This window comes from Thauera carbonicopians, assembly GCF_025699485.1.
GTDB lineage: Bacteria > Pseudomonadota > Gammaproteobacteria > Burkholderiales > Rhodocyclaceae > Thauera.
This window is the reverse complement of sequence record NZ_JANUXN010000005.1, coordinates 55,813-78,694: the sequence shown is the minus strand read 5'-3', so window position 1 is coordinate 78,694 and position 22,882 is coordinate 55,813. Positions and strand designations below refer to the sequence as shown.

General features: G+C 60.7%; 18 protein-coding genes and 1 pseudogene. 5 read left to right on the top strand and 14 right to left on the bottom strand.

The window, feature by feature from the left end; genetic code table 11:
- Window positions 1-22 precede the first annotated feature (22 nt).
- The 14 genes from NX068_RS09490 to rpmH form a co-directional block, all read right to left on the bottom strand.
- The gene (locus NX068_RS09490) at window positions 23-3,175 is read right to left on the bottom strand and encodes a type I restriction endonuclease subunit R (RefSeq protein ID WP_263461031.1); all 3,153 of its coding nucleotides are present in this window, start codon (window positions 3,173-3,175) and stop codon (window positions 23-25) included.
- On the bottom strand, window positions 3,172-3,294 hold the full coding sequence (locus NX068_RS09485; protein WP_263461030.1) for a hypothetical protein: 123 nt from the start codon (window positions 3,292-3,294) through the stop codon (window positions 3,172-3,174). The genes NX068_RS09490 and NX068_RS09485 overlap by 4 nt, the downstream gene beginning before the upstream one ends.
- Window positions 3,294-4,256 (bottom strand): anti-phage protein KwaB, encoded by a 963-nt coding sequence (gene kwaB / locus NX068_RS09480; RefSeq protein WP_263461029.1) that lies wholly within the window; start codon window positions 4,254-4,256, stop codon window positions 3,294-3,296. Before kwaB ends, NX068_RS09485 begins: the two co-directional genes overlap by 1 nt.
- A 2-nt stretch (window positions 4,257-4,258) precedes the next feature.
- A complete protein-coding gene (kwaA, locus tag NX068_RS09475) occupies window positions 4,259-4,840 on the bottom strand; it encodes an anti-phage protein KwaA (protein WP_263461028.1) in 582 nt (193 codons plus the stop codon).
- Window positions 4,837-6,219 carry a restriction endonuclease subunit S gene (locus NX068_RS09470; protein ID WP_263461027.1) on the bottom strand — a complete coding sequence of 461 codons (1,383 nt, stop codon included), beginning with the start codon at window positions 6,217-6,219 and terminating at the stop codon, window positions 4,837-4,839. The genes kwaA and NX068_RS09470 overlap by 4 nt, the downstream gene beginning before the upstream one ends.
- Window positions 6,209-8,227: a class I SAM-dependent DNA methyltransferase gene (locus NX068_RS09465; protein ID WP_263461026.1), complete on the bottom strand. Its 2,019-nt coding sequence runs from the start codon at window positions 8,225-8,227 to the stop codon at window positions 6,209-6,211. The genes NX068_RS09470 and NX068_RS09465 overlap by 11 nt, the downstream gene beginning before the upstream one ends.
- Window positions 8,228-8,244: 17 nt before the next feature.
- Window positions 8,245-9,258, bottom strand: a complete 1,014-nt coding sequence (locus NX068_RS09460) for a restriction endonuclease (protein ID WP_263461025.1) — start codon at window positions 9,256-9,258, stop codon at window positions 8,245-8,247.
- Between the two features lie 5 nt (window positions 9,259-9,263).
- Entirely contained in the window at window positions 9,264-9,581 is a 318-nt protein-coding gene (locus NX068_RS09455) for an HVO_A0114 family putative DNA-binding protein (protein WP_263461024.1), read from the bottom strand.
- 167 nt (window positions 9,582-9,748) lie between these two features.
- Complete coding sequence (locus tag NX068_RS09450) at window positions 9,749-10,939, bottom strand: tyrosine-type recombinase/integrase (protein WP_263461023.1); 1,191 nt, start codon at window positions 10,937-10,939, stop codon at window positions 9,749-9,751.
- Between the two features lie 184 nt (window positions 10,940-11,123).
- Window positions 11,124-12,485 carry a tRNA uridine-5-carboxymethylaminomethyl(34) synthesis GTPase MnmE gene (mnmE, locus tag NX068_RS09445; RefSeq protein ID WP_263461022.1) on the bottom strand — a complete coding sequence of 454 codons (1,362 nt, stop codon included), beginning with the start codon at window positions 12,483-12,485 and terminating at the stop codon, window positions 11,124-11,126.
- Window positions 12,457-14,109 (bottom strand): membrane protein insertase YidC, encoded by a 1,653-nt coding sequence (gene yidC, locus NX068_RS09440; RefSeq protein ID WP_263461021.1) that lies wholly within the window; start codon window positions 14,107-14,109, stop codon window positions 12,457-12,459. Before yidC ends, mnmE begins: the two co-directional genes overlap by 29 nt.
- A 20-nt stretch (window positions 14,110-14,129) precedes the next feature.
- Window positions 14,130-14,339 (bottom strand): membrane protein insertion efficiency factor YidD, encoded by a 210-nt coding sequence (yidD, locus tag NX068_RS09435; RefSeq protein WP_004350463.1) that lies wholly within the window; start codon window positions 14,337-14,339, stop codon window positions 14,130-14,132.
- Window positions 14,336-14,698, bottom strand: coding sequence for a ribonuclease P protein component (gene rnpA / locus NX068_RS09430; protein WP_088178839.1), 363 nt, complete (start codon window positions 14,696-14,698; stop codon window positions 14,336-14,338). Before rnpA ends, yidD begins: the two co-directional genes overlap by 4 nt.
- A 1-nt stretch (window position 14,699) precedes the next feature.
- Entirely contained in the window at window positions 14,700-14,834 is a 135-nt protein-coding gene (gene rpmH, locus NX068_RS09425) for a 50S ribosomal protein L34 (RefSeq protein ID WP_002926183.1), read from the bottom strand.
- A 292-nt stretch (window positions 14,835-15,126) separates the two neighbouring features.
- Here rpmH and dnaA point away from each other — a divergent pair, with 292 nt between their 5' ends.
- The 5 genes and pseudogenes from dnaA to NX068_RS09400 form a co-directional block, all read left to right on the top strand.
- On the top strand, window positions 15,127-16,599 hold the full coding sequence (gene dnaA, locus NX068_RS09420) for a chromosomal replication initiator protein DnaA (protein WP_263461020.1): 1,473 nt from the start codon (window positions 15,127-15,129) through the stop codon (window positions 16,597-16,599).
- 47 nt (window positions 16,600-16,646) lie between these two features.
- On the top strand, window positions 16,647-17,756 hold the full coding sequence (dnaN, locus tag NX068_RS09415) for a DNA polymerase III subunit beta (RefSeq protein WP_263461019.1): 1,110 nt from the start codon (window positions 16,647-16,649) through the stop codon (window positions 17,754-17,756).
- A 174-nt stretch (window positions 17,757-17,930) separates the two neighbouring features.
- The gene (gyrB, locus tag NX068_RS09410; RefSeq protein WP_263461018.1) at window positions 17,931-20,426 is read left to right on the top strand and encodes a DNA topoisomerase (ATP-hydrolyzing) subunit B; all 2,496 of its coding nucleotides are present in this window, start codon (window positions 17,931-17,933) and stop codon (window positions 20,424-20,426) included.
- 41 nt (window positions 20,427-20,467) lie between these two features.
- A complete protein-coding gene (locus NX068_RS09405; RefSeq protein ID WP_263461017.1) occupies window positions 20,468-21,430 on the top strand; it encodes an Abi family protein in 963 nt (320 codons plus the stop codon).
- 167 nt (window positions 21,431-21,597) lie between these two features.
- Window positions 21,598-22,875: pseudogene (locus NX068_RS09400) on the top strand (conjugal transfer protein TraG N-terminal domain-containing protein); the annotation flags it as partial.
- Window positions 22,876-22,882: the final 7 nt, after the last annotated feature.

The window sequence follows — 22,882 nt, the reverse complement described above, 5'->3', positions numbered from 1 at the left end:
GTTTCTCCTCCGCCTACGCCGATCACTTCGACCAAGCGTTCGACAGCGATTCCGCCTGCTTCAGCACCAGTTCGATGGCGGCGTCCTCACCCACCGGCGGGTACTTCCACTTCTTCAGCGTGCGTCGCACCAGAATCCGCAGCTTCGCCCGCACGCTCTCGCGCACTTGCCAATCCACCGTAGTGCTGTTGCGCAGCTTCTCAGTGATCTCGACGGCGATCTTCTTCAAGGTATCGTCGCCCAACTCCCGCACGGCGCTTTCGTTGTTGGCCAGCGCATCGTAGAAGGCGATCTCGTCCGGATTCAGCCCCAGCGCCGCTTCGCGCTCCAGCGCCGCCTGGAAGTCCTTGGCCATCTGGATCAGTTCCTCGATGACCTGCGCCGTCTCCACTGCCCGGTTGTGGTACTTTCGCAAGGTTTCCAGCAGGCGGTCGCCGTACTTCTTCTCCTGCACCACGTTGTTGCGTGAGCGCGCCTTGATCTCGTCGCGCAGCAGCTTTTCCAGCAGTTCCACCGCCAGGTTGCGGCTCTTCATCTGCCGCACGTCTTCCAGGAACTCGTTCGACAGCAAGCCGATGTTGGGCTTGTCCAGGCCCGCCAGGGCGAAGATGTCCGCCACCCCGTCTGCCACGATGGCATTGTCCAGGATCTGCTTGAGCGCGCTATTCTTGTCCGCGTCGGAACGCTTGCGATCCACCGTGGTGAACTTGACGATGGCGGCCTTGACGGCGGCGAAGAAGGCGATCTCCGTGCGCAGGGCGGCGGCCTCGTCCAGCGTGCTGCATAGGGAAAACGCCTTGCTCACCGCCAGTATGGCATCGAGGAAACGCTGCTTGCCGTCCTTCAGCCCCAGGATATGGTTGGCCACCGGCACCAGCAACTTCATCGCGTTGGTCTCGAACCCGCTGTAATCGAAGCCGTGCATTAGCCCGCGCACGATGTCCAGCCTCTCCAGCAGCACCGCCAGGGCTTCGGCCGCGTTGTGCGCCGGGTCGCCCTTGCCCTTGGATTCGGTGTAGGTCTTGAGCGCCGCTTTCAGTTCGTTGGCAATGCCGATGTAGTCCACCACCAATCCACCGGGCTTGTTGCGGAACACCCGGTTGACGCGGGCGATAGCCTGCATCAGGTTGTGGCCCTTCATGGGCTTATCTACATACATGGTGTGGCAGCAGGGCGCGTCGAAGCCCGTCAGCCACATGTCGCGCACTATCACCAGCTTCAACGGGTCTGCCGGGTCTTTGAAGCGCTTTTCCAGGCGTTTCTTCACCTGCTGGCTGTATAGATGCGGCTGCAGCAAGGGCTTGTCCGCTGCCGAGCCAGTCATCACCACCTTGATCGCACCCTTTTCGGGGTCGGCGTCGTGCCAATCGGGGCGCAGAGCGACGATGGCGTTGTACAGCTCGGCGCAAATATCACGGCTCATGCAGACGATCATCGCCTTGCCTTCCAGCGTGGCCGTTCGTATCTCGAAATGCTGCACCAGATCTGATGCCACCTGCTCCAGGCGCGGCTGCGCGCCCACCAACTTGGTCAGCGCAGCCCAATCACTCTTGGTCTTTTCGCGGGCAGTGATGTCTTCCTCGTCCTCAATGACCTCATCCACCTGGGCATTGAGTGCGTCGATCTCGGCTTGGTTCACGTCCAGCTTGGCCAAGCGGCTTTCGTAGAAGATCGGCACCGTGGCGCCATCGTCCACCGCATCCTGGATGTCGTAGATGCTGACGTAGTCGCCAAAAACCGCCCGCGTGTCCTTGTCTTCCAGCGCGATGGGCGTGCCGGTGAAACCGATGAAGGTGGCATTAGCCAGTGCGTCGCGCATGTGCTTGGCATAGCCGAATACGTACTTGCCGGTCTTGGTATCCAGCCGCCCCTTCATGCCGTACTGGCTACGGTGCGCCTCGTCGGAGATCACCACGATATTGTTGCGATCCGATAGCAACGGGTGTTGCTCCTCATCGTCCAGCAGGGCGAACTTCTGCACCGTGGTGAAGATGATGCCGCCCGCCTCACGCGAGGCCAGCATCTCGCGAAGTTCCTCGCGGCTGCCGGCTTGCACCGGTGTCTGCCGCAGCAGGTCTTCGGCGGCGCAGAAGGTGCCGTACAATTGCCCGTCTAGATCGTTGCGGTCGGTCACCACTACCAGCGTGGGGTTCTTCATCTCCGGCTGCTGCAACAGCTTGCCCGCGTAGCAGGCCATGGTGATGCTCTTGCCCGAGCCTTGCGTATGCCACACCACGCCGGCCTTGCGGCTGCCGGGCTGCACTTCCTTACCATAGGTGGCGCGCGGCTCCTGTACCTCTAGCATGTCTTTGTTCGGACTGTTGGCGGCGATCACCGTGGCTTTTACCGCTTCGCGCACCGCATGGAACTGGTGGTAGCCCGCGATCTTCTTGATGATCTGGTCGGCGTCTTGCTCGAACAGCACGAAGTGGCGCACATAGTCGAGAAACAGCGCAGGCGCGAAGAAACCGCGCACCAGCGTTTCCAACTCGAACTCCAGGAGCGGCCGGTCGTCCTCATTCACGATCGCCCGCCAGGGCTGCATACGCTCCTGGTTCGCCGTCAGCGAGCTCAGCCGCGCCGTGAAGCCGTCGCTGACCACCACCGCCACATTGGTGTTGAACAGGTCGCCGATTTCTTCCTTGTAGGTCTGTATCTGGTTGAAGGCATCCCAGATATCGGTTTGCTCATTGGCTGGGTTCTTTAGCTCGATCACGGCCAGCGGCAGACCGTTGACGAAGGCCACCAAGTCGGGGCGGCGCGGCTGCTTGGTGCCGGCCACGGTGAATTGGCTAACCAGCAGGAAGTCATTGTTGCGTGGGTTGGCGAAGTCGATGAGATTGACCAGATCGCTGCGTTTCTCGTCGCCCACTGAAAACTCAACCGGAATGCCGACCAGCAGTAAGCGATGCACGCGGCGGTTGCGGGCGATCAGTAGCGGATCGCTGACGGTCAGCAGTTCGTGCGCAGCCTGTTCCAATGCACTGGCAGGCATCTGCGGGTTGATGCGGACCAGCGCAGCTAACAGGCGTTCTCGTAGTACGGTCTGGCGATAGTCGGTACGGGCTGGGCTGTCGCCATCCGGCGCAATGTCCGGGCCATTGACGTACTGCCAGCCCAGTTCGCCAAACCAGCCGATAGCGGCGTCTTCGAGTTGCTGTTCGGTAATGCTCATGTCGTCCGTTCTTCCGTATCGCCTCTTAGCAGCATGAAGTACTCGATCAGCCGCACCATCCGTTCCTTCTGTGCGGGCAGCAGCGCTTTCTTGGCAGCGGTTTCCGACAGAAAGGCCATTAGTCGGCTTCCTCCACTCTTGGCTCTACAGCGTCTTTTGCGACACTGGCGTAATGAAATTTTGTGAGTTCAGAAGTTAGGAAATCGTCCATTAACACCTTGATGAACAAGTCCTTGGATACCTTGGTATCAAGTATCACTTTATTGCTTTCTTCATTAAATCGAATGCGGCCAACAAGTTCGGGAAATGTCTTGCAAAAATTGACAATGCTTTTCCCTGAAATACCAGCTTTAAGTACAGGAGAAGCTTTGGCAATTTTGGTGAGGCGACGTGCATATTTGACATCATCGACAAGCTCTCGCAAGACATCCGGATTGGTCACCAACGCAGCCGAGACAATGGCATTAATACCCAATGCAGCCTCCTTTTTGATCACATCGTGGAACCCGAAATTATGCTCTAATGCCTCAAGATTCAGCACCAGCAAGGCATCATTAATCCGCAACATCTGAAACCCGGCACTGACGCGCAGAAATTCGTCATTCATCCGTTCAAGTCGACTTTCATGCTTACGCAGAAAAAAACTCGATCGACCAAAGATATTGACGGGAGCCATAGTCTTGTACAAAACCAACTGGCCGATGTCGTTGCCCATTTCGATGAGCAGCGCCTTGATCGAAGACAGGCTTTTTTCATTCAAATCCAGCATGGGCAGATCATCTTGAGCAATGACAGCCTCAAGTGATGTCAGCTCCTCGGGGATATCGAGATCGTAAACATAGATAGCATTGACTCGCTCATCCGCACTCGATAAGGCAAGTGCCGACAGTTCCTCTTTGCTAGAAATTTCGTCACGCAGGCTTTGTAGAAACAAGTCCTTAAGGCCAGCCTGTGCATCGGCCTCAATGTCCAGCTTGAAAGGACCGGGATTATTGGCATCCTTCATCAGCGCATACACGCAAACGCCGATATTAGCCTGATCGTTATAGTAGGCCTGCAAGGCAGCTTTCAATTCATCCACGGTCACTTTGTTCCCCTGACGTAGTAAATTCTGTCATCCAGTTTTATGTAGGAAAGCTTTTGGTTCTCCACCAATCGTTCACGACAAATCAACGTGATGCCTTCTCGCTCGCCATTCTTGAAATGACCGCTGGCACGGTAGATGTGGAACCCAAGAAGCGCCAAAGACGGGTTGGCGTAAAACAGATCCGTCTTGATGTAGATGACCCCCATCACTATCAGTAGCAACGCCAGTACAATCATTTGTCGGCCACTGCCAAAATCGAAGCTGATGAGTGGTACCACATAGGTAGCAAGAAATGTCAGGTGCTCATAGTTTATGTTTTCCAGCTTCTTGACTTCAAAAGGTATCTCGTTAGCGCCTTTCAAATCGAAGTCAAAGCGAATGTATGCAAACAGGCAATAAAGCAGCCCCAATGTCGAAACCACGGGCAAAGGATTGTTCACCACAAGGGCTTTCCAGCTCCCGGCATCCTTGAAAGAAAAGGAAGAAGCTGGAGGCTCCGCCGCAATAATGACAAAGAAGACGAATAACAGTCCGAGAGATAGGATGTAAAGGTCCACTTTCCGGCGTACGTTTGTCATGGCCACACCTCCTCCAAAATACGTTCAGTATCGGGAATGCGCAGTTCGCCGGAAAGGAGTTTGGGAAGGAGGCTGTCGCGAATCTCAGCCAAATTATCAGCCTGCTTTTGATTGGCAAGGATTTGAGAAAAAACGGGCGAAATGAGTTCGCTGAATTTTATGATAACTCCATCTTCAGGTAGCAGCGTTTCTACTTTTGAAAAAATAGAAGTATTCATATTCAGGGTCGCGCTTCCCCCACTTGCTAGATCAAAAAACACTTGCTGTTTTTCTAGCATCTGGAAATATAGATAAAAGCTATATTCAAGCCGACGGGGGATGATGCTATTAATTTGCTGATTAGTCTGAGATGGTTGATGAACCAAAATCACCTTACCAACCGTCGCTATACAGCTAACGCAAATTGAACCCGGCGGGATCGTTTTTTTGGGTTGCGATGCAACTCCCTGTACAGTGAGTTGCTCAGATGGCTGAGTGACATACACATTATTGTGCATGTCCGGAATTTTTATAAATGGCGTGCCTAACCCGAAGTAACCTGGATTGCTTTTTGCGGGTGTCTTGCCACACACCACCTCACCAAATTGAGCTATTTGACGAAAGCTCCATCCCTTCGGAATACTTCCTAGCTCCGACTCTTCCATGGCATCGGGAAATAGCGCGGCAGAGGCGGCAAGTTGGTTGTGGTGCTCGCGGGGCATCTGGTCGAGTTCGGCGTCGGTCTTGCCGCTGATGGCGCACATGGCGGCGCGCAGCGGATCTTCGCCTTGTTCGATGGCGGCGATCTTGGCCTTGACCGGGTCGAAATCGACAAACCAGGATTTGAAGATGGCTTGCGCCATGGCTTCGAGGGTTTGGTTGATGCGGTGGTTGAGGGCAATTTTGTCGTCTAGCCTTGCCAGCATTTCTGCTATAGACCTCTGCTCCTTCAGCGGGGGGAGCCTGATTTCAATCGCTTCAAACCTGGATTTGGAGACATTTGTATATACCGAACCGCCACCACCAGCAGCTTCTAATGCTTTTCCAAGTTGAGTAAAGCTGTAGTACACGAATCGTGGATCAATGCCATCTTTGCAGATAAGGCTATTGATCTGCTGATTGGTGAAACTCTCTTTCGTTGTTATTCCGCATTTTCCAACAGTGGCAATGCACGACATCATCACTGCGTCACTGGGCAGCCGACAAGATCGCATTGCGTGAGCGCCGAGTTCCGAAAGTGTTCGAGCCGACGTTGTTATTTCTCTACGGTCATCTAAGTCTGGAATGGTGATAAACGGATAGGGTCCACCGAAATTCTCTGAAATGGCGGTGGATGGCGTTTTCCCCGTAATCACTTTTCCGAGGTCGCCAATCCTCACTGTTTGCCAGTCAGTACTCATATCCCAACCCCGCCAAATTCTTCTTGATCTCTTCTTCCAGCTTCGCACTCTCCGCAAACTGCCCCGCCAGTTGTGCCGTCAATCGCCGCATCTTCTCGGCAAAGGGCTCACCGTCATCTTCCTGCTCCACCGCGCCCACATAGCGCCCGGGTGTGAGTACATGCTCATGCTTGCGGATTTCGTCCAACTTGGCAGAATGGCAGAAGCCAGCCACATCCTCATACCCTTCACCCTGCTGCCAGGCATGGAAGGTATCGGTGATTTTCTGGATGTCGTCGGCGGTGAAGTCGCGCAGCACGCGGTCCCTCATATAGCCCAACTGGCGAGCGTCAATGAACAGGAACTTGCCGCGTCGGTCGCGCTTTTTCTTGTCCAGCGCGAAGCCGTTCTGCTTGTCGCGGGTCAGAAACCAGATGCAGGCTGGAATCTGGGTATTGGTGAACAACTGACCGGGCAGCGCGACCATACATTCCACGTAGTCGTCTTCGATTAGCCGCTTGCGGATTTCGCCTTCGTTGTTGGTGTTGGAACTCATGGAACCATTGGCCAGTAGCAACGCCATGCTGCCGGTGGGTGCCAGGTGCCAGAGCATGTGCTGCAACCAAGCGAAGTTGGCGTTGCCCTGCGGCGGCGTGCCGGCGATCCAACGCGGATCGTTGGCCAGCTTTTCGTTCCACCATTCCTTCATGTTGAAGGGCGGGTTGGCCATGACGAAATCGGCGCGTAGGTCCGGGTGCAGGTCGTTCAGCAAGGTGTCGGCCGGGCCGCTTCCGAAGTTGAAGTCGATACCGCGAATGGCCATATTCATCGCAGCCAGCCGCCAGGTAGTGGGGTTGCTTTCCTGCCCGTAGACGCTGATCTGCCCGCTTTTGCCATTGGCGGCTTTACCGCCGTGCTGTTCGATGAACTCCTCACTTTGCACGAAGAAGCCACCGGAGCCCATGGCCGGGTCGTACACGCGGCCCTTGAACGGCTGGAGCATTTCCACGATCAGGGTGACGATGCTCTTTGGAGTGTAGTACTGGCCGCCCTTCTTGCCTTCGGCCAGGGCGAACTGGCCGAGGAAGTATTCGTAGACGTGGCCGAGGATATCCTTGGATTTCAGGTCCAGCGGCTGGCCCTTGTACTCCTTGGCGCTGAAGTCGGTATCCGAGAAGTGGCTGATCAGCCCGGCCAGCTTGCTGGAGTCGAGCTGCACGCGGGCGAAGTCCTTGTTGAGCACGTTCTTCAGGCGGGCGTTCTCACGCTCGACGGCTTCCATGGCGTTGTCGATCAGCCAGCCGACCGAGCGCATTTCCTCGGGCTCGTCCTTGCCGGGTTTGTTCCAGGGCAGCGCCGCCTTGGGCGGCAGTTGCGCGCAGTCGCGCAGGGTTTGCCAGCGCGCTTCTACAGGCACCCAGAACACGTTCTTCTCGGTGTAGTAGTCGCGGACTTCAAGCTCGGCGGCGATGTTGTCTTCGTACTCCTGGGTGCCTGCGCCGCCGTATTCGTCCGGGTCCATGTAGTAGTCATGATCCGGATTGGTGAACTGTTCGCGCAGTTCCCGTTGCCGCTCTTCGAAGGCATCTGAAACGTACTTGAGGAAGATCAGCCCGAGCACGACGTGTTTGTACACTGCAGCGTCGAGGTTGGAGCGCAGCTTGTCGGCAGCGATCCAGAGCTTCTTTTCCAGGTCGTTGAAGAACTGTTGTTCGATGGGTCTCATGTCTTTGTCCCGTATTGCGTCATGCTTGTCTTCCTTGCGGGTCTCGTTGGCTTGCCGCTTGATGGCCGCTGATGGTTCGGTGACAGGTTTGGGCAAGGATGAGGCGTTCTCGACAATGGCAACTGAGCCGCCGCGCCCGCGCCCAGGGCGGATGCGGCCGTCGTCGATCAGTTGCTGCTTGACGCGTTGGTAGATACTGTCCTGCCAGCCCAGCGCTTCAAGCAAGCGCTGATTGCCCGCGCTGCCGCCAAGGGAAACCAATATGCCGATGAATTGTTCGATCTGTTGTTCTGTGGACGTCACTTGCTATTCCTCTGGCGTCAGGCAGGCCAGTACAGCCGCTTCAGCGGCACGATTCGTTTGGTTTCGGCATCGGTGGCGTCGTAGTGCTCGATCAGCGCGCGCACCACATGATCCAGCGTCCACATTGCCAGCGGGATGGATGCTCGATCTGCTTCGTACTGGGCGTCCTTGGTGAAGCCGCCAGTACTGACGTATAGCCCGCGATCATCCTTGTGACGGCCGCCGAGGAAGCTGCGGATTTCCTGACTGCCCATCTGTCCTTTGCGGTGCTTGACCTCCACGACAATGCGCGGGTGTTCGAAGCCGAAGCCGTCGGGCGATGCGACGATGTCCTTGCCCCGGTCTGAGCCAGGTGGTGAAACTTGAGTCTTGTAGCTCATGGCGCGCAGGATGCCGGCGACCAGTTGCTGCATGTCGTCCCAGTCGAGTTCGTTGACCCGATCCTTGATGCGCTCCAGCGCCTGGGACTCGATGTCAGCCAGTGGATCGGCGATGACTTCCTCGGCTTCATCTTCCACAACCGGCACCGGTTTGCCCTTCAGCGTTGCCAAAACCTCGGTTGTTGCGCTGGATGGCACTTCGAACAGGGTCAGGGTCGAGCCCAGACTGTTCTTTGTGCTGGTGCCCAAACTATCACGCGGCAATTCCTGCGTTTGCCACTGCACCTTGCGCGCCAGTGGCATGCCTTGCTCGGCCCACTCAGGGTGATGCTCGGCTGGTCCTGTGATCTTGCCGATCGAGTACAGGCGATTGGCTGGCGAATAGGTGATGACCCAGTCGCCATCCTGGATGTCGTTAACGAAACGCCAGACCTGGGATGCACCCGATACCACTGTGCCTTGCTTTGCCTGTGGTTCGGCAGACTGGTACAGGGCGATTAGCTGCTTGCGTCCGACGCCGGGTTTGGCATGGGCTGCCAATTGATTCCAGCCCACGGCAGCTACGCCGCGTTCTCGAAAGGCGTCATACAGGCTGCCACCTTCACCGCGCACCATCCACATCCGTGCCATTGCATTCCCTCTCGTATTCATAGCCATCAATCCAGCACCACCAGAAACTTAGTCGCCAGCGCTGTCGGCTGAACATCCCGAACATTGCGCTGCAGCGATACCAGGCCGTAATCCGACATCATCCGCAGGGTGCGCGACAGGTTCGGCACCTTGCGGCCACTGAGTTCGGCCAGCTCGGTCAGAGACTTGGGTTGTTTGTTATGGATCAGGCGCAGCAGGCGGCGGTTGTCGTCCGACAGCACTGCTGCTAGTGATGCCAGGGACGGAAACCAAATGCTGGGCGTTTCGCTTCCCTTCGGTAGCGAGCCTTCTGGCTGTCGGATACCCACAATGCAGCGTTTCATGATCGCAAATCCAATGACACGTTGATTTAGTATTGTATCATTGTCTGATAATCATCGTCGATCACAAATACCTGCCACAAAGGAAAAGGCAGGGGGTAAGGGAATGGCAATCAAGGGGCAACGGCCCTACCCCAAAAAGGGAAAGGCCACCAGCGCCCCGGACGGACTCACACCACCAAATTGGCCGACGGTGCCAACCCGTCGATGTAGTCCGCCCACGCCTGCAACATCTCCCGCCGCTGCTCGGCGTATTCCGCCCGGTTGTAGACTCCCCGCACGCCGCCGATGGTATGGTTCAGCGCCTTTTCCACCACGTCCGAAGGCCAGCCCTGTTCGTGCAGCAGCGTCGATGCGGTGCGCCGCAGGTCGTGAATGGTGAATGCCGGGATTTCCTGCCCCTGCAATGACACCTTCAGCGCCTGGTTCAGCGCGTTGTTGGCAAAGGGCTTGGCCAGGGTTCCGCGCCCCGGCAACACCCAGACGCTGCTGCTGGCGAGCGGCTTGAGTTCCTTGAACAACGTCTGCGCCTGCGTGGACAGGTAGACGATGTGCGGCTTGCCGGTCTTGGAGTTCTCGACCGGGATGTGCCATTCGCCTTCGTCCAGATGCACGTCCTTCCACTGCGCCAGCATCAGCTCGGACTTGCGCACCAGGGTCATCAGGATCAACTGGAAGGCGATCTTGAACTGGCGACGGATGTTGGAGGTCTGCATGGCGCGCAGGAACTGCCGGATTTCGTCCGGCGTTAGCGCCCGGTCGCGGGCGGCGGCGCGGTAGACGTGCCGCATGGGCAGGGCCATGACCGGGTTGGCCTGGATCAGGCCGCAGGTCAGCGCGTAATCGAACATGCGCTTGAGCAGGCCGCGCACTTGGCCGGCGGCGGCATCGAAGCCTTGTTCCTTCTTGCGCCAGATGATGCTGCGCACGTCCTCGGCGGTGATGTCCCGGATCGGCTTGCTGCCGATGTGCGGCAGGATGTCCTTTTCCAGGTAGCGGCGCGGCATGGTCACGTTCTTGCGGTCGCGTGACTGGATGTCCTTGAAGAAGCGTGCGGCGAATTCGGCCACGGTGGCGTCTTCTGCGCCGGCCACCTTTTCCTGCTGCTTCTTCTTTGCTGGCGACTCTCCCATCGCCACCTGGTGGGCCGCCTCGTCCCGCTTCAGGCGGGCGTTCTTCAGCGTCAGTGCGGGGTACTTGCCGAGTGTCAGCTTCTCGTACTTGCCATTCAGCCGGTAGCGGTAGCGCCAGACGACGCCTCCGGTCGGGAAGACCTCCACATACAGCCCCCGGTCGTCGGTGACCGTATAGGTCTTGTCCCTGGGCTTGAGTGCCTTGAGCGCAGTGTCGGTCAGTGCCATCTCATCCTCCGTATGTCCAAGCAGAGGGATAAGAGACAAGAATCCAGCTACTTGGAACCAAACTTGGACATAAAAACAAGTGGCTTTGACTGTATCACCGAATTACTCAGTAGACAAAAATCCCTTTATTTACGCGGCTTATCGCTACATCAGCAGACATCAGTGGATGCCCCTGGACGCCACATCACTTCCCGATGCAAAACCTCGAAAAGATCACCCCCAGCAGATCGTCCGCACTGAACTCCCCGGTGATCTCGCCGAGGCTTTCCTGCGCCAGGCGCAGTTCTTCGGCGAAGAGTTCGAGGGCGGCGGACTGGGTGGCGGCGGATTCGACGTGGGCGAGGGCGGCGCGCAGGGCGTGGAGGTGGCGTTCGCGGGCGAGGATGACGTCTTCGCCGTGGGCGTGCCAGCCGGCGATGCGCAGCAGTTCGGCGCGGACGAGATCGATGCCGGTGCCGTGGCGGGCGGCGACCTGAAGGCGGACGCGGCCGCTTTCGTCTTCGCTACGGCCGGCTTCGAGGCCGGCGAGGTCGATCTTGTTGACGACGGTGATTCGTTCGGCGTCGCGCGGCAGGCGGGCGTCGATGGTTTCAGGAGCGCTGTCCGGCGTGGTCGCGCTGGCGTCGATAAGGCGCAGGATGACGTCGGCGCGTTCGATTTCGCGCCAGGTGCGTTCGATGCCGATGCGTTCGACGGTGTCGGCGGTTTCCCGCAGGCCGGCAGTGTCGATGATGTGCAGCGGAATGCCTTCGATCTGGATCGTCTCGCGCAGCGCGTCGCGGGTGGTGCCGGCGATGTCGGTGACGATGGCGCGGTCTTCGCCGGCGAGCTGGTTGAGCAGGCTGGATTTGCCGACGTTGGGTTCGCCGACCAGCACGACGTTGAGGCCGCTGCGCAGCAGCGCGCCCTGGCGGGCACGGTCGAGCACGCTTTCGAGCTTGTCGCGGATTTCTTCGAGGCGCGGCATTGCGCGCGCGCGTTCGAGGAATTCGATTTCTTCCTCGGGGAAGTCCAGCGTGGCTTCGACCAGCATGCGCAGGTCGATCAGCGCATCGACGATGCGGTGGATTTCTTCCGAGAAGCGGCCGGACAGCGAGCGCACCGCGGAACGGGCGGCGGCGGCAGTCGAGGCTTCGATGAGGTCGGCGACGCTTTCGGCCTGAGCGAGGTCGAGCTTGCCGTTGAGGAAGGCGCGGCGGGTGAATTCGCCGGGTTCGGCGAGGCGGGCGCCGAGTTCGAGGCAGCGTGCCAGCAACATCTGCATGACCACCGGACCGCCGTGGCCTTGCAGTTCGAGCACGTCCTCACCGGTGAAGGAGGCGGGGCCGGGGAAATGGAGCAGGATGCCCTGGTCGATGGCCTCGCCGGCAGCATCGGTGAAGGTCGCCAGCATGGCCTTGCGCGGCTGCGGCGCGCGGCCGCAGAGCGCGGCGGCAAATTCACTCAGACTGGCGCCCGAGACGCGAACGACACCGATGCCTCCCCGGCCCGGTGCCGTCGCGATGGCGGCAATGGTGTCAGGCGTCCTTGCTGCCGGGTTTTGCACTTTCGATCATCCGCGTGATCTGCCATTGCTGGGCGATCGACAGGATGTTGTTGACCACCCAGTACAGCACCAGGCCGGACGGGAACCACAGGAACATGAAGGTGAACACGATCGGCATCGCCATCATGACCTTGGCCTGGATCGGGTCCGGCGGCGTCGGGTTCAGCTTCATCTGGATCAGCATGGAAGCGCCCATGATGATCGGCAGGATGAAGTAGGGGTCCTTCGCCGACAGATCCTGGATCCAGCCCAGCCACGGCGCGTGGCGCATCTCGACGCTGCCCAGCAGCACCCAGTACAGCGCGATGAACACCGGGATCTGCACCAGGATGGGCAGGCAGCCGCCGAGCGGGTTGATCTTCTCGGTGCGGTAGAGATTCATCATCTCCTGCTGCATCTTGGCCTTGTCGTTGCCGTACAGCTCCTTCATGCGCTGCAGGCGCGGGCCGAGCACGCGCATCTTGGCCATCGACTTGTAGCTGGCGGCCGACAGCGGGAAGAACAGCAGCTTGAGCGCGACGGTCACCAGGATGATGGCCCAGCCCCAGTTGCCGGTCAGCTTGTGGAACCACGACAGCACCCAGAACAGCGGCGCGGCGATCACCGTCAGCCAGCCGTAGTCGACCACCAGGTCGAGGCCCGGGGCGATGCCTTCGAGCTTGTCCTGCTCCTGCGGGCCGGCGTACAGGCGGGTGCCGACCGTGGCCTGCGCACCCGGTTCGATCGCGGCTACCGGCATGATCAGGCCGGCCGAGAACATGTTGTTGCCCAGCGGACGGGCGAAGTATTCGCGCTGCGCGCCCTGCTCCGGCAGCCAGGCGCTGACGAAGTAGTGCTGCACCATCGCCACCCAGCCGTCGCTGGCGTTCTTGACGAACTTGGCCTTGCCTTCGGTGATGTCGTCGAAATGCACCTTCTGGAACTTCTCGGCGTCGGTGAAGAAGGCCGGGCCGGTGAAGGTATTCACGCCGAAAGCTTCGACCTGCTCGGCGGCATTGCCGTCGCGGGTGAGCTGGAAGTAGGCGTGCGGAGCGATGGCCTGGCCGCTGCCGTTGTTGATCTCGTAGCTGACGTCGATCAGGTAGCTGCCGCGCTGGAAGCGCATCACCTTGGTGACCTGCAGGCCGTTCTGCTCGGGCGCCTGCAGGCGCAGTTCGACCTGGTCCTCGCCGTCCTTCAGCGCCAGTTCGGAGGCCGGTAGCGCGAACAGCGTCTTGTGCGTCGGCAGGCCTTCGCCGATCAGGCCGGACTGGGCGAAATACTGGTGGCGGACCGAGCCGTCGTCCAGCAGCACGAAGTTGGCGTCGCTCTCGCCGCTGGCCTGGTGCTGCTTGAGTTCGAGGCGGACGATGTCGCCGCCCTCGGCGGACACTTCGGCACGCAGCAGGTCGGTCTCGACCACGGTGCGCGGCGCCGTGGCGGTGGCGGCCTGCCCGCCGGGCACGGCGTTCTGGCTTGCAGCCAGGCCGGCCGACGGCGTCGGCACCGAACCGTCGGCCGCTGCGCCGGCGGTAGCCGTCGTCTGGGCTGCCGGCGCAGGGTTGTTATGCTTGATCCAGCCTTCCCACAGCATCACCAGCGAGAAGGAGAAAACCAGGAAGAGGATGAGGCGGCGTTGATCCATCGGATTCGTTCTGTCTCAGGTCAGGGAACGGGATCATACCCGCCCGGATTGAAAGGGTGACAACGCCCCACCCGTCTTGCCGCGAGCCAGCCGCCACGCAGTGCGCCGTGGCGCTGGACGGCTTCGATCGCGTACTCGGAGCAGGTCGGATGAAAACGGCAGTTGCGCCCCAGCATGGGGCTGATCGCATAGCGGTAGAAGCGCAGCAGGGCGATCAACAGGGTTTTCATGGCCGGGGCAGCTTTTGCAGCAAAGCGAGCAGGTCCTGGTTCATCTCGGCCCGTGTCGCCTTGGCGACCGGTGCATGCAGGCGGACGACCATGTCGACCGCGGGCAAGGATTCACGATTGCGGCGAAAGATCTCGCGCGCGATGCGCTTCACCAGGTTGCGGGTGTTGGCGCGCTTGGCGAGCTTCTTGGCCACCACCACGCCCAGCCGGGCCGTGTCGAGACCGTTGGGGCGATAGTGCAGCATGTAGAAGCGCCCGCGCAGTGCCCGCCGAAAAGCAAAAACGGATGAATACTCATCCGTTTTGTGCAATCTGTGAGCGCTGCGGAAACCCTGGTCAGCGCCCGGGGGCAACGTCACCTCAGACGGCGAGGCGATGACGGCCCTTGGCACGACGTGCGCGGATGACCGCACGGCCGCCACGGGTCTTCATGCGGACCAGGAAACCATGGGTGCGCTTGCGACGGACGACGGAGGGCTGGTAGGTGCGTTTCATGATCGACTGCCAATGTTAGGTCAAACGCGAGAGTTAAATGGATAATCCCATGTTTGTCAATCATAATTTTTGGCCGAGCCTGTGGATAAGTCCTGCTCGCAGGGTTAGAATAGCCGGTCCATGAGCTTCGCCGGCAACGGCAGGCGCCGACCTAAGGTCCGGCCGCCAAGAAGCCGCCCATGCAGCATCTCCCTGCCCGTGCCCGCCGATGCGCCGCCTGAGCGCGCATGCCGCACGACTTGCTGTAGATAGCGCCTACAAACAACACGAACCGAACGCCCACGAACCCGCCGTGACCGAAGAATTCTGGCCTTTCTGCCTGTCGCGCCTTGAACAGGAGTTGCCGCAGCAGCAGTTCAACACCTGGATCAAGACCCTGCGGGCCGAGTCCGGCGAGGACGGCGTATTCAAGCTGATTGCGCCCAACCGCTTCGTGCTGCAATGGGTGCGCGAGCGCTACCTGCGCCGCATCCACGAACTGGGCGAGGAGCTCGGCGGCAGCCCGCTGCAGGTCGAACTCCAGTTGCCGCCGGTCGGCGCCACGCGCGCCAGCCGCCCGGCCGCCGCCGCTGCGGCCGCACCAGCCCGTCCCGCCGCGGTTGAACCGGCCACCGATGCCAGCCCGGCACCGGCTGCGGTGGAAGCCGCGCCCGCCCGTGCCCCGCGCGCACCGGCCGCCGCCAGCCGCGACAAGGACACCGCCGCTGCGCCGGCTGCATCGTCCGGCCTCGAGCTGGCCTACGAGAAAACCCGCCTGAACCCGGACTTCACCTTCGACACCCTGGTCACCGGCCGCGCCAACGACCTGGCCCGCGCCGCGGCGATGCAGGTGTCGCAGAACCCCGGCACCTCGTACAACCCGCTGTTCGTTTACGGCGGCGTCGGCCTCGGCAAGACCCACCTGGTGCACGCCATCGGCAACGCGGTGTTCAGGCACAACCCGCGCGCGGTGATCCGCTACGTGCACGTCGAGGACTACTACGCCGACGTCGTGCGCGCCTACCAGCAGAAGAGCTTCGACGCCTTCAAGCGCTACTACCGCTCGCTGGACATGCTGATCATCGACGACATCCAGTTCTTCAACAACAAGAACCGGACCCAGGAAGAGTTCTTCCACGCCTTCAACGCCCTGACCGAAGCGCGCAAGCAGATCGTCATCACCTGCGACACCTATCCCAAGGACATCCAGGGCCTGGAAGACCGCCTGATCTCCCGCTTCGACTGGGGCCTGACGGTGCAGATCGAGCCGCCTGAGCTGGAAATGCGCGTCGCCATCCTGAAGAAGAAGGCCGAGGCGCTGCGGGTGGCGGTGGACGACGACGTCGCCTTCCTGATCGCCAAGAACCTGCGCTCGAACGTGCGCGAGCTCGAAGGCGCGCTCAACAAGGTCGTCGCCTACGCCCGCTTCCACGGCCGCCAGATCGGCCTCGAAGTGGCCAAGGAAGCACTCAAGGACCTGCTGCACGCACACAACCGCCAGCTTTCGATCGAGCACATCCAGAAGACCGTCGCCGACTACTACAAGATCAAGGTCGCCGACATGCATTCCAAGAAGCGCACCCGCGTCATCGCCCGGCCGCGCCAGGTGGCGATGTGGCTGGCCAAGGAGCTGACGCCGATGAGCCTGCCGGCGATCGGCGAAGCCTTCGGCGGCCGCGACCACACGACGGTGCTGCACGCCTGCCGTACCATTACCGAGCTGCGCCTCGGCGATCACCAGCTCAACCACGACGTCCACGTGCTCACCCAGGTGCTGCGCGGCTGACCCGAACCTGTTTCCTTCCGATCAACTCAACGACCCGATCTGACGCCATGCTCCTGCTCACCACCACCCGCGATGCGCTCCTGGCCCCGCTGCAGTCGGTTGCCGGCATCGTCGAAAAGCGCCACACGCTCCCGATCCTGTCCAACGTGCTGATCGAGAAGCGCGGCGACCAGCTCACGATGCTCGCCACCGACATCGAGATCCAGATCCGCACCATCACCGCCGGCCACATCGGCGGCGAAGACGCCTCGATCACCGTCGGCGCACGCAAGCTGCAGGACATCCTGCGCGCCCTGCCCGACGGCATCGACATCAACCTGACGCTCGACGACAAGCGCCTCACCGTCAAGGCCGGCCGCAGCCGCTTCCAGCTGCAGACCCTGCCCGCTGCCGACTACCCGCGCCTGTCGCCGCCGGACGAAGCCGCCGCGCGCATCACCATCAGCCAGCGCAGCTTCAAGCGCCTGCTCGCCCAGGTGTCGTACTCGATGGCGCAGCAGGACATCCGCTACTACCTCAACGGCCTGCTCATCATCGCCGACGGCGGCGAACTGCGCATGGTCGCCACCGACGGCCACCGCCTGGCCTATGCCGCCGCCGACCTCGACGCGCCGGTGGAACAGCGCACCGAAGCCATCCTGCCGCGCAAGACCGTGCTCGAACTCGCCCGCCAGCTCGCCGACAGCGAAGACCCGCTGGAAATCGTCCTCGCCGGCAACCAGGCGGTGTTCCGCTTCGGCCCGATCGAGCTCGTCACCAAGCTCATCGACGGCAAGTTCCCCGACTACGAGCGCGTCATCCCGCAAGCCCACCCCAAGCTGATCAACTTCGCCCGCCAGCCGCTGCTGGCCGCGCTGCAGCGCGCCGCGATCCTGACCAACGAGAAGTTCCGCGGCGTGCGCATGGTGCTCGAGGACGGCCTGCTCAAGATCGTGTCGACCAACGCCGAGCAGGAAGAGGCGATGGAAGAGCTCGAAATCGACTACCACGACGACAAGCTCGACATCGGCTTCAACGTCACCTACCTGCTCGACGTGCTCAACAACCTCTCGTCCGAGACGGTCGACTGGCGCTTCAACGACGGCAACTCCAGCGCCCTGATCACCCTGCCCGGCAACGACAAATTCAAATATGTCGTGATGCCGATGCGCATCTAGTGGAGCGCGAATAAACCTGTTGCGCGGTCCGACGTCGCCGCTGTGATGCTCGCCATACGGCAGTATGGCTGCGCTTCTCGCGCCGACGTCGACCCGCTCGCTACGGTTTCTTCACGCTCCACTGTGGCAATTTTGTTTCTTAGCAGCAGCGTTCTTTGAATCACCGAGATGACCATGTCCGAACCGCAAAACACGCCGGCCCCGCAAGGGAGCAACGACTACGACGAATCCAGCATCCAGCAGCTCGAAGGGCTGGAGGCGGTGCGCAAGCGCCCCGGCATGTACATCGGCGACACCTCCGACGGCACCGGCCTGCACCACATGGTGTTCGAAGTCGTGGACAACTCCATCGACGAAGCCCTGGCCGGCCACTGTGACGACATCGTCATCACCATCCACGCCGACAACTCGATCTCGGTGACCGACAACGGCCGCGGCATCCCGGTCGGCGTCAAGATGGACGACAAGCACGAGCCCAAGCGCTCGGCGGCCGAAATCGTCATGTGCGTGCTGCACGCCGGCGGCAAGTTCAACCAGAACAGCTACAAGGTCTCCGGCGGCCTGCACGGCGTCGGCGTGTCCTGCGTCAACGCGCTGTCGAAGTGGATGCAGGTCATCGTCTCGCGCGACGGCAAGAAGCACCAGCTCGAATTCGAGCGCGGCAAACCGCAGAACCGCGTCATCGAAGTCGTCGATGGCGTCGAGGTCAGCCCGGCGCGCATCGTCGGCGAAACCAGCAAGCGCGGCACCAAGGTGCACTATCTGGCCGACCACGAAATCTTCGGCACCGTCGAATACCACTACGACATCCTCGCCAAGCGCCTGCGCGAACTCTCCTTCCTCAACAACGGCGTCAAGATCCGCCTCGTCGACCAGCGCACCGGCAAGGAAGAAGACTTCGCCTTCGCCGGCGGCGTCAAGGGCTTCGTCGAGTACATCAACCGCGCCAAGACGGTGCTGCACCCCAACGTCTTCTACGCCACCGGCAACACCCGCATCCCCACCGGCCAGGGCCACGACGCCGAACTCACCGTCGAAGTCGCCATGCAGTGGAACGACAGCTACCAGGAACAGGTGCTGTGCTACACCAACAACATCCCGCAGGCCGACGGCGGCACCCACCTCACCGGCCTGCGCGCGGCGATGACGCGCGTCATCAACAAGTACATCGAAGAAAACGAGATCGCCAAGAAGGCCAAGGTCGACATCACCGGTGACGACATGCGCGAAGGCCTCGCCTGCGTGCTGTCGGTCAAGATGCCCGACCCCAAGTTCGCCAGCCAGACCAAGATGAAGCTGGTGTCCTCCGAAGCCCGCCCGGCGGTGGAAGAGGTCGTCGCCAGCAAGCTCGCCGACTTCCTGCTCGAAAACCCGATCGACGCCAAGACCATCTGCAACAAGATCGTCGAAGCCGCCCGCGCCCGCGACGCCGCCCGCAAGGCCCGCGAAATGACCCGCCGCAAGGGCGTGCTCGACGGCGTCGGCCTGCCCGGCAAGCTCGCCGACTGCCAGGAAAAAGACCCCGCGCTGTGCGAGCTCTACCTGGTCGAGGGCGACTCCGCAGGCGGCTCGGCCAAGCAGGGCCGCGATCGCAAGTTCCAGGCCATCCTGCCGCTCAAGGGCAAGATCCTCAACGTCGAGAAGGCCCGCTTCGACAAGCTGCTGCAGAGCCAGGAAATCGCCACCCTGATCACCGCGCTCGGCACCAGCATCGGCAAGGACGACTACAAGCCCGAAAAGCTGCGCTACCACCGCATCATCCTGATGACCGACGCCGACGTCGACGGCGCCCACATCCGCACCCTGCTGCTCACCTTCTTCTACCGCCAGATGCCGGAACTGGTCGAGCGCGGCCACATCTACATCGCCCAGCCGCCGCTGTACAAGATCAAGCACGGCAAGACCGAGATCTACATCAAGGACGACCACGAGCTCAACGGCCACCTGCTCAAGCTCGCCCTCGACGGCGCCAGCCTGAGCCCGCGCGAAGGCGCCACGCCCATCGTCGACGAAGCCCTCGGCGGCCTCGCCCGCAGCTACCTGCTGGCCGAAGCCGTCATCAGGCGCCTGGCCAACTACATCGACCCCGAAGTCCTGCAAGTCATGCTCGCGCACGACCTGCAGGTCAGCCTCGACGACGAAGCCGCCGCCCGCGCCTCGGCCGCAAGCATCCAGCCCCACCTGCCCGATGGCCTCGGCATCTACCCCGAGTACCACGAGGAAACCGAAGCCTGGCGCCTCGTCATCGAGCGCCTGCACCACGGCAACCTCAAGTACGGCTGGATCGAACAGGACTTCCTCGTCTCCGGCGACTACCGCAGCATCCGCAATGCCGCCGAAGCCATCGCCGGCCTGATCGGCCCCGGCGCCGAAATCCGCCGCGGCGAAAAGCGCCAGCCCATCACCCGCTTCGCCGACGCCATCACCTGGCTGCTGCGCGAAGTCGAACGCGGCCTCACCAAACAGCGCTACAAGGGCCTGGGCGAGATGAATCCCGAGCAGTTGTGGGAAACGACCATGGATCCTGCGGTTCGCCGGTTGTTGCGCGTACAGATCGATGACGCGATTGCCGCAGACGAGATCTTCACGACGCTGATGGGGGACAACGTGGAGCCGCGACGGGCGTTCATCGAGGGGAATGCGCTGTATGCGCAGAATATTGATGTGTGAGATTTCTCGGCAGTAACCAGAACGACGCCCGAATCAAGCGCATGGGCAAACCACTCAAACCTTGGCTCTCGTTTGCTGACCAGCTTCAGCAACTGCAGGTCCGTGGTCTACAGGTAGACAATTCCACTGCCGCTCTCGACTACCTGGAACGTCTGGGCTACTACCGCCTGAGTGGCTACTGGTACCCGCTACGGGCTGTCGACCTGGTCGCATCAGCAGCACAAGGCAAAGCTGTTCGGCAGGACACATTCGTACCCAACAGCCGCTTCGAAGATGTGGTACGGCTCTATGTGTTCGACAAGAAGCTGCGCCTGCTCGCTCTGGATGCGCTGGAGCGCATCGAAATGGCGGTGAGGGTGGATGTAGCACATCTGTTAGGGCAACGCGATCCGCGGGCCCACGAAAACCCAGCCTGTCTGCACGGTAACTTCAGCAAGAAACCGCTCACCAAGGGCCCTGACGCTGGCAAGACCCAGCACCAAGTCTGGCTTGCCAAATACCGGGCTCTGCTGCACCGGGCCCGTAAGGAGCCTTTCGTACTGCATCACATACAACAGTATGGCACCTTGCCCATCTGGGCCGCTATCGAGGTATGGGATTTTGGCCTGTTGTCCAAGCTCTTCGCCGGCATGCAGTACGTAGACCAGCAGAAAATTGCGGCAATGTATGGTGCACCGAGCGGCAAGGCGTTCGCACAGTGGCTGCGTAGCCTGAACTTCATCCGCAACGTGTCTGCGCACCACAGCCGCCTATGGAACATCAACGTGCTGGATTACTCGCCGCTTCCTTTAGGCTGGCCAACCCAACTCAACAGTGCACGCCCGTTCGTTTATTTCTGCCTGATGCAGAAATTGTTGGAGGTGATCTGCCCGAACTCTTGCTGGGGACAGCGCTTTAAGGATTTGCTGGAAAACGAGTTCCCGGCGATGGCCAACCAGCAGATTTCCCTCGCGGAGTTTGGGGCCTTTTCCGGATGGGAAAAATGGGTGCTATGGCCACAGTGACATAGAAATGAAAACCGACGCGTACACAGAGTGCAGAGGCGTCGGCCATATTGGGGCGGATTTTAGTTCCCTGAACTTTTTCGGTCAAGCTGTTTCGCTTCAGGCTGGTCCAGACACGAATGCACCGCAGTCTGTCATGAACTGAACGTCAGGACTCCCTCAACGGCCACCTCACCGCTGCCATCAGTGATAAACAGTCGCACCACCTCGCCCAACTTCTGAACCCCGGCAGGCCTGCGACTACAGCCGACACCCTTATTGCCGGTCAGATCGAAGCCGCCGAAGGCCTCATGCTTCTCGCCTCTCGCAGCGCCGCTGAAGGGATTCGGCAGAACATGATGATCAACCTGATGCGGGACACCTCCAAGACCATCCCGCAGTTGTTGAACGACCCTTCCGCGGTTCAAATCGCCACCGCTGAATCCATGGCGGCAGCCTCCAGCAACAGCAGTTACCTGGTCATGGCCAAGGTCGCCGAGGGAGCACTGCCCAAGATTCGCAACGTCATCCACCTGGTTGTCCTTGCCGTCTTCCCCATCTTGATGATGCTGCTGATCGCAGCCGGCACCAAGGGCGGCTTGGTCCTGAAGTCTTACGTCATCACGCTACTGTGGGTTAACTTGTGGGCGCCGCTCTACGCCGTGGTGAACTACATCGCAACAATGGCCGCAGCCAAGAGTTCCGCCGCCGCGTTGGCCGGCATCGGGGGTCAGACGCTGGGGACGGCCGCCACGCTAGCGTCCACCGTACTGTCCGATCAGGCCGTCGCTGGCCTGCTCTCGATCGCCGTTCCCGTCATGGCGCTCGCGCTGGTGAAAGGCGGAGAGGTCGCCATGAGTGGCGTTGTCTCCAGCGTCATGGGCCCGGCGCAGTCCGCGGCGTCCCGTGCCGGCGACTCCGTGGGCCAGGGCAACACCTCGATGGGCAGCACGAGCTGGGGCACGCACACGGCGAACATGATGGCCGCAGGCAAGGCCGACACCAACATCGCGCACAACTCGGGGGCGTTTTCCTTGGGGAGAGGCTTGGGTACGCATCGCTGGGATACCGGCGGTGCGAGCTCTTTCGATGGTTCTGGCTTCGGCACCAATCTAGGCAAGGTTGGAGGGATGCTCAAGAGCGCAGTCGAGCGTAGTTCTGCGGAACAGGCCTCCCGATCCTATTCGATGGCGACAGACCAGGCTCTCACCTTTGCGCAGGGGTTGCAAAGTATCGGCTCTACGGCCAGGGGGTATGAAACGCACAATCAGGGCAGCGAGGGCTTCCGTGGCAGTGAAGCCGGCCGCATCACGTCCGATATCTCCTTTGGCACAAACAACATGACCAAGATCGGCGAGCAATACGCCAAAGATCATAGTGTGAACGCCAAGACTGCCACACAGATTGCGATGGGAATGCAGGCTACCGCTTCGGCGGGGGGGGGACATCGGTATTTTTGCTGCTAAGGTTCAT

Excerpts from the sequence above, each read along its gene's own strand:
- NX068_RS09490 (WP_263461031.1), bottom strand. The coding sequence starts at position 3,175 with ATGAGCATTACCGAACAGCAACTCGAAGACGCCGCTATCGGCTGGTTT.
- NX068_RS09485 (WP_263461030.1), bottom strand. The coding sequence starts at position 3,294 with ATGGCCTTTCTGTCGGAAACCGCTGCCAAGAAAGCGCTGCTGCCCGCA.
- kwaA (WP_263461028.1), bottom strand. The coding sequence starts at position 4,840 with ATGACAAACGTACGCCGGAAAGTGGACCTTTACATCCTATCTCTCGGA.
- NX068_RS09470 (WP_263461027.1), bottom strand. The coding sequence starts at position 6,219 with ATGAGTACTGACTGGCAAACAGTGAGGATTGGCGACCTCGGAAAAGTG.
- NX068_RS09460 (WP_263461025.1), bottom strand. The coding sequence starts at position 9,258 with ATGAATACGAGAGGGAATGCAATGGCACGGATGTGGATGGTGCGCGGT.
- NX068_RS09455 (WP_263461024.1), bottom strand. The coding sequence starts at position 9,581 with ATGAAACGCTGCATTGTGGGTATCCGACAGCCAGAAGGCTCGCTACCG.
- NX068_RS09450 (WP_263461023.1), bottom strand. The coding sequence starts at position 10,939 with ATGGCACTGACCGACACTGCGCTCAAGGCACTCAAGCCCAGGGACAAG.
- yidC (WP_263461021.1), bottom strand. The coding sequence starts at position 14,109 with ATGGATCAACGCCGCCTCATCCTCTTCCTGGTTTTCTCCTTCTCGCTG.
- yidD (WP_004350463.1), bottom strand. The coding sequence starts at position 14,339 with ATGAAAACCCTGTTGATCGCCCTGCTGCGCTTCTACCGCTATGCGATC.
- rpmH (WP_002926183.1), bottom strand. The coding sequence starts at position 14,834 with ATGAAACGCACCTACCAGCCCTCCGTCGTCCGTCGCAAGCGCACCCAT.
- dnaN (WP_263461019.1), top strand. The coding sequence starts at position 16,647 with ATGCTCCTGCTCACCACCACCCGCGATGCGCTCCTGGCCCCGCTGCAG.
- gyrB (WP_263461018.1), top strand. The coding sequence starts at position 17,931 with ATGTCCGAACCGCAAAACACGCCGGCCCCGCAAGGGAGCAACGACTAC.
- NX068_RS09405 (WP_263461017.1), top strand. The coding sequence starts at position 20,468 with ATGGGCAAACCACTCAAACCTTGGCTCTCGTTTGCTGACCAGCTTCAG.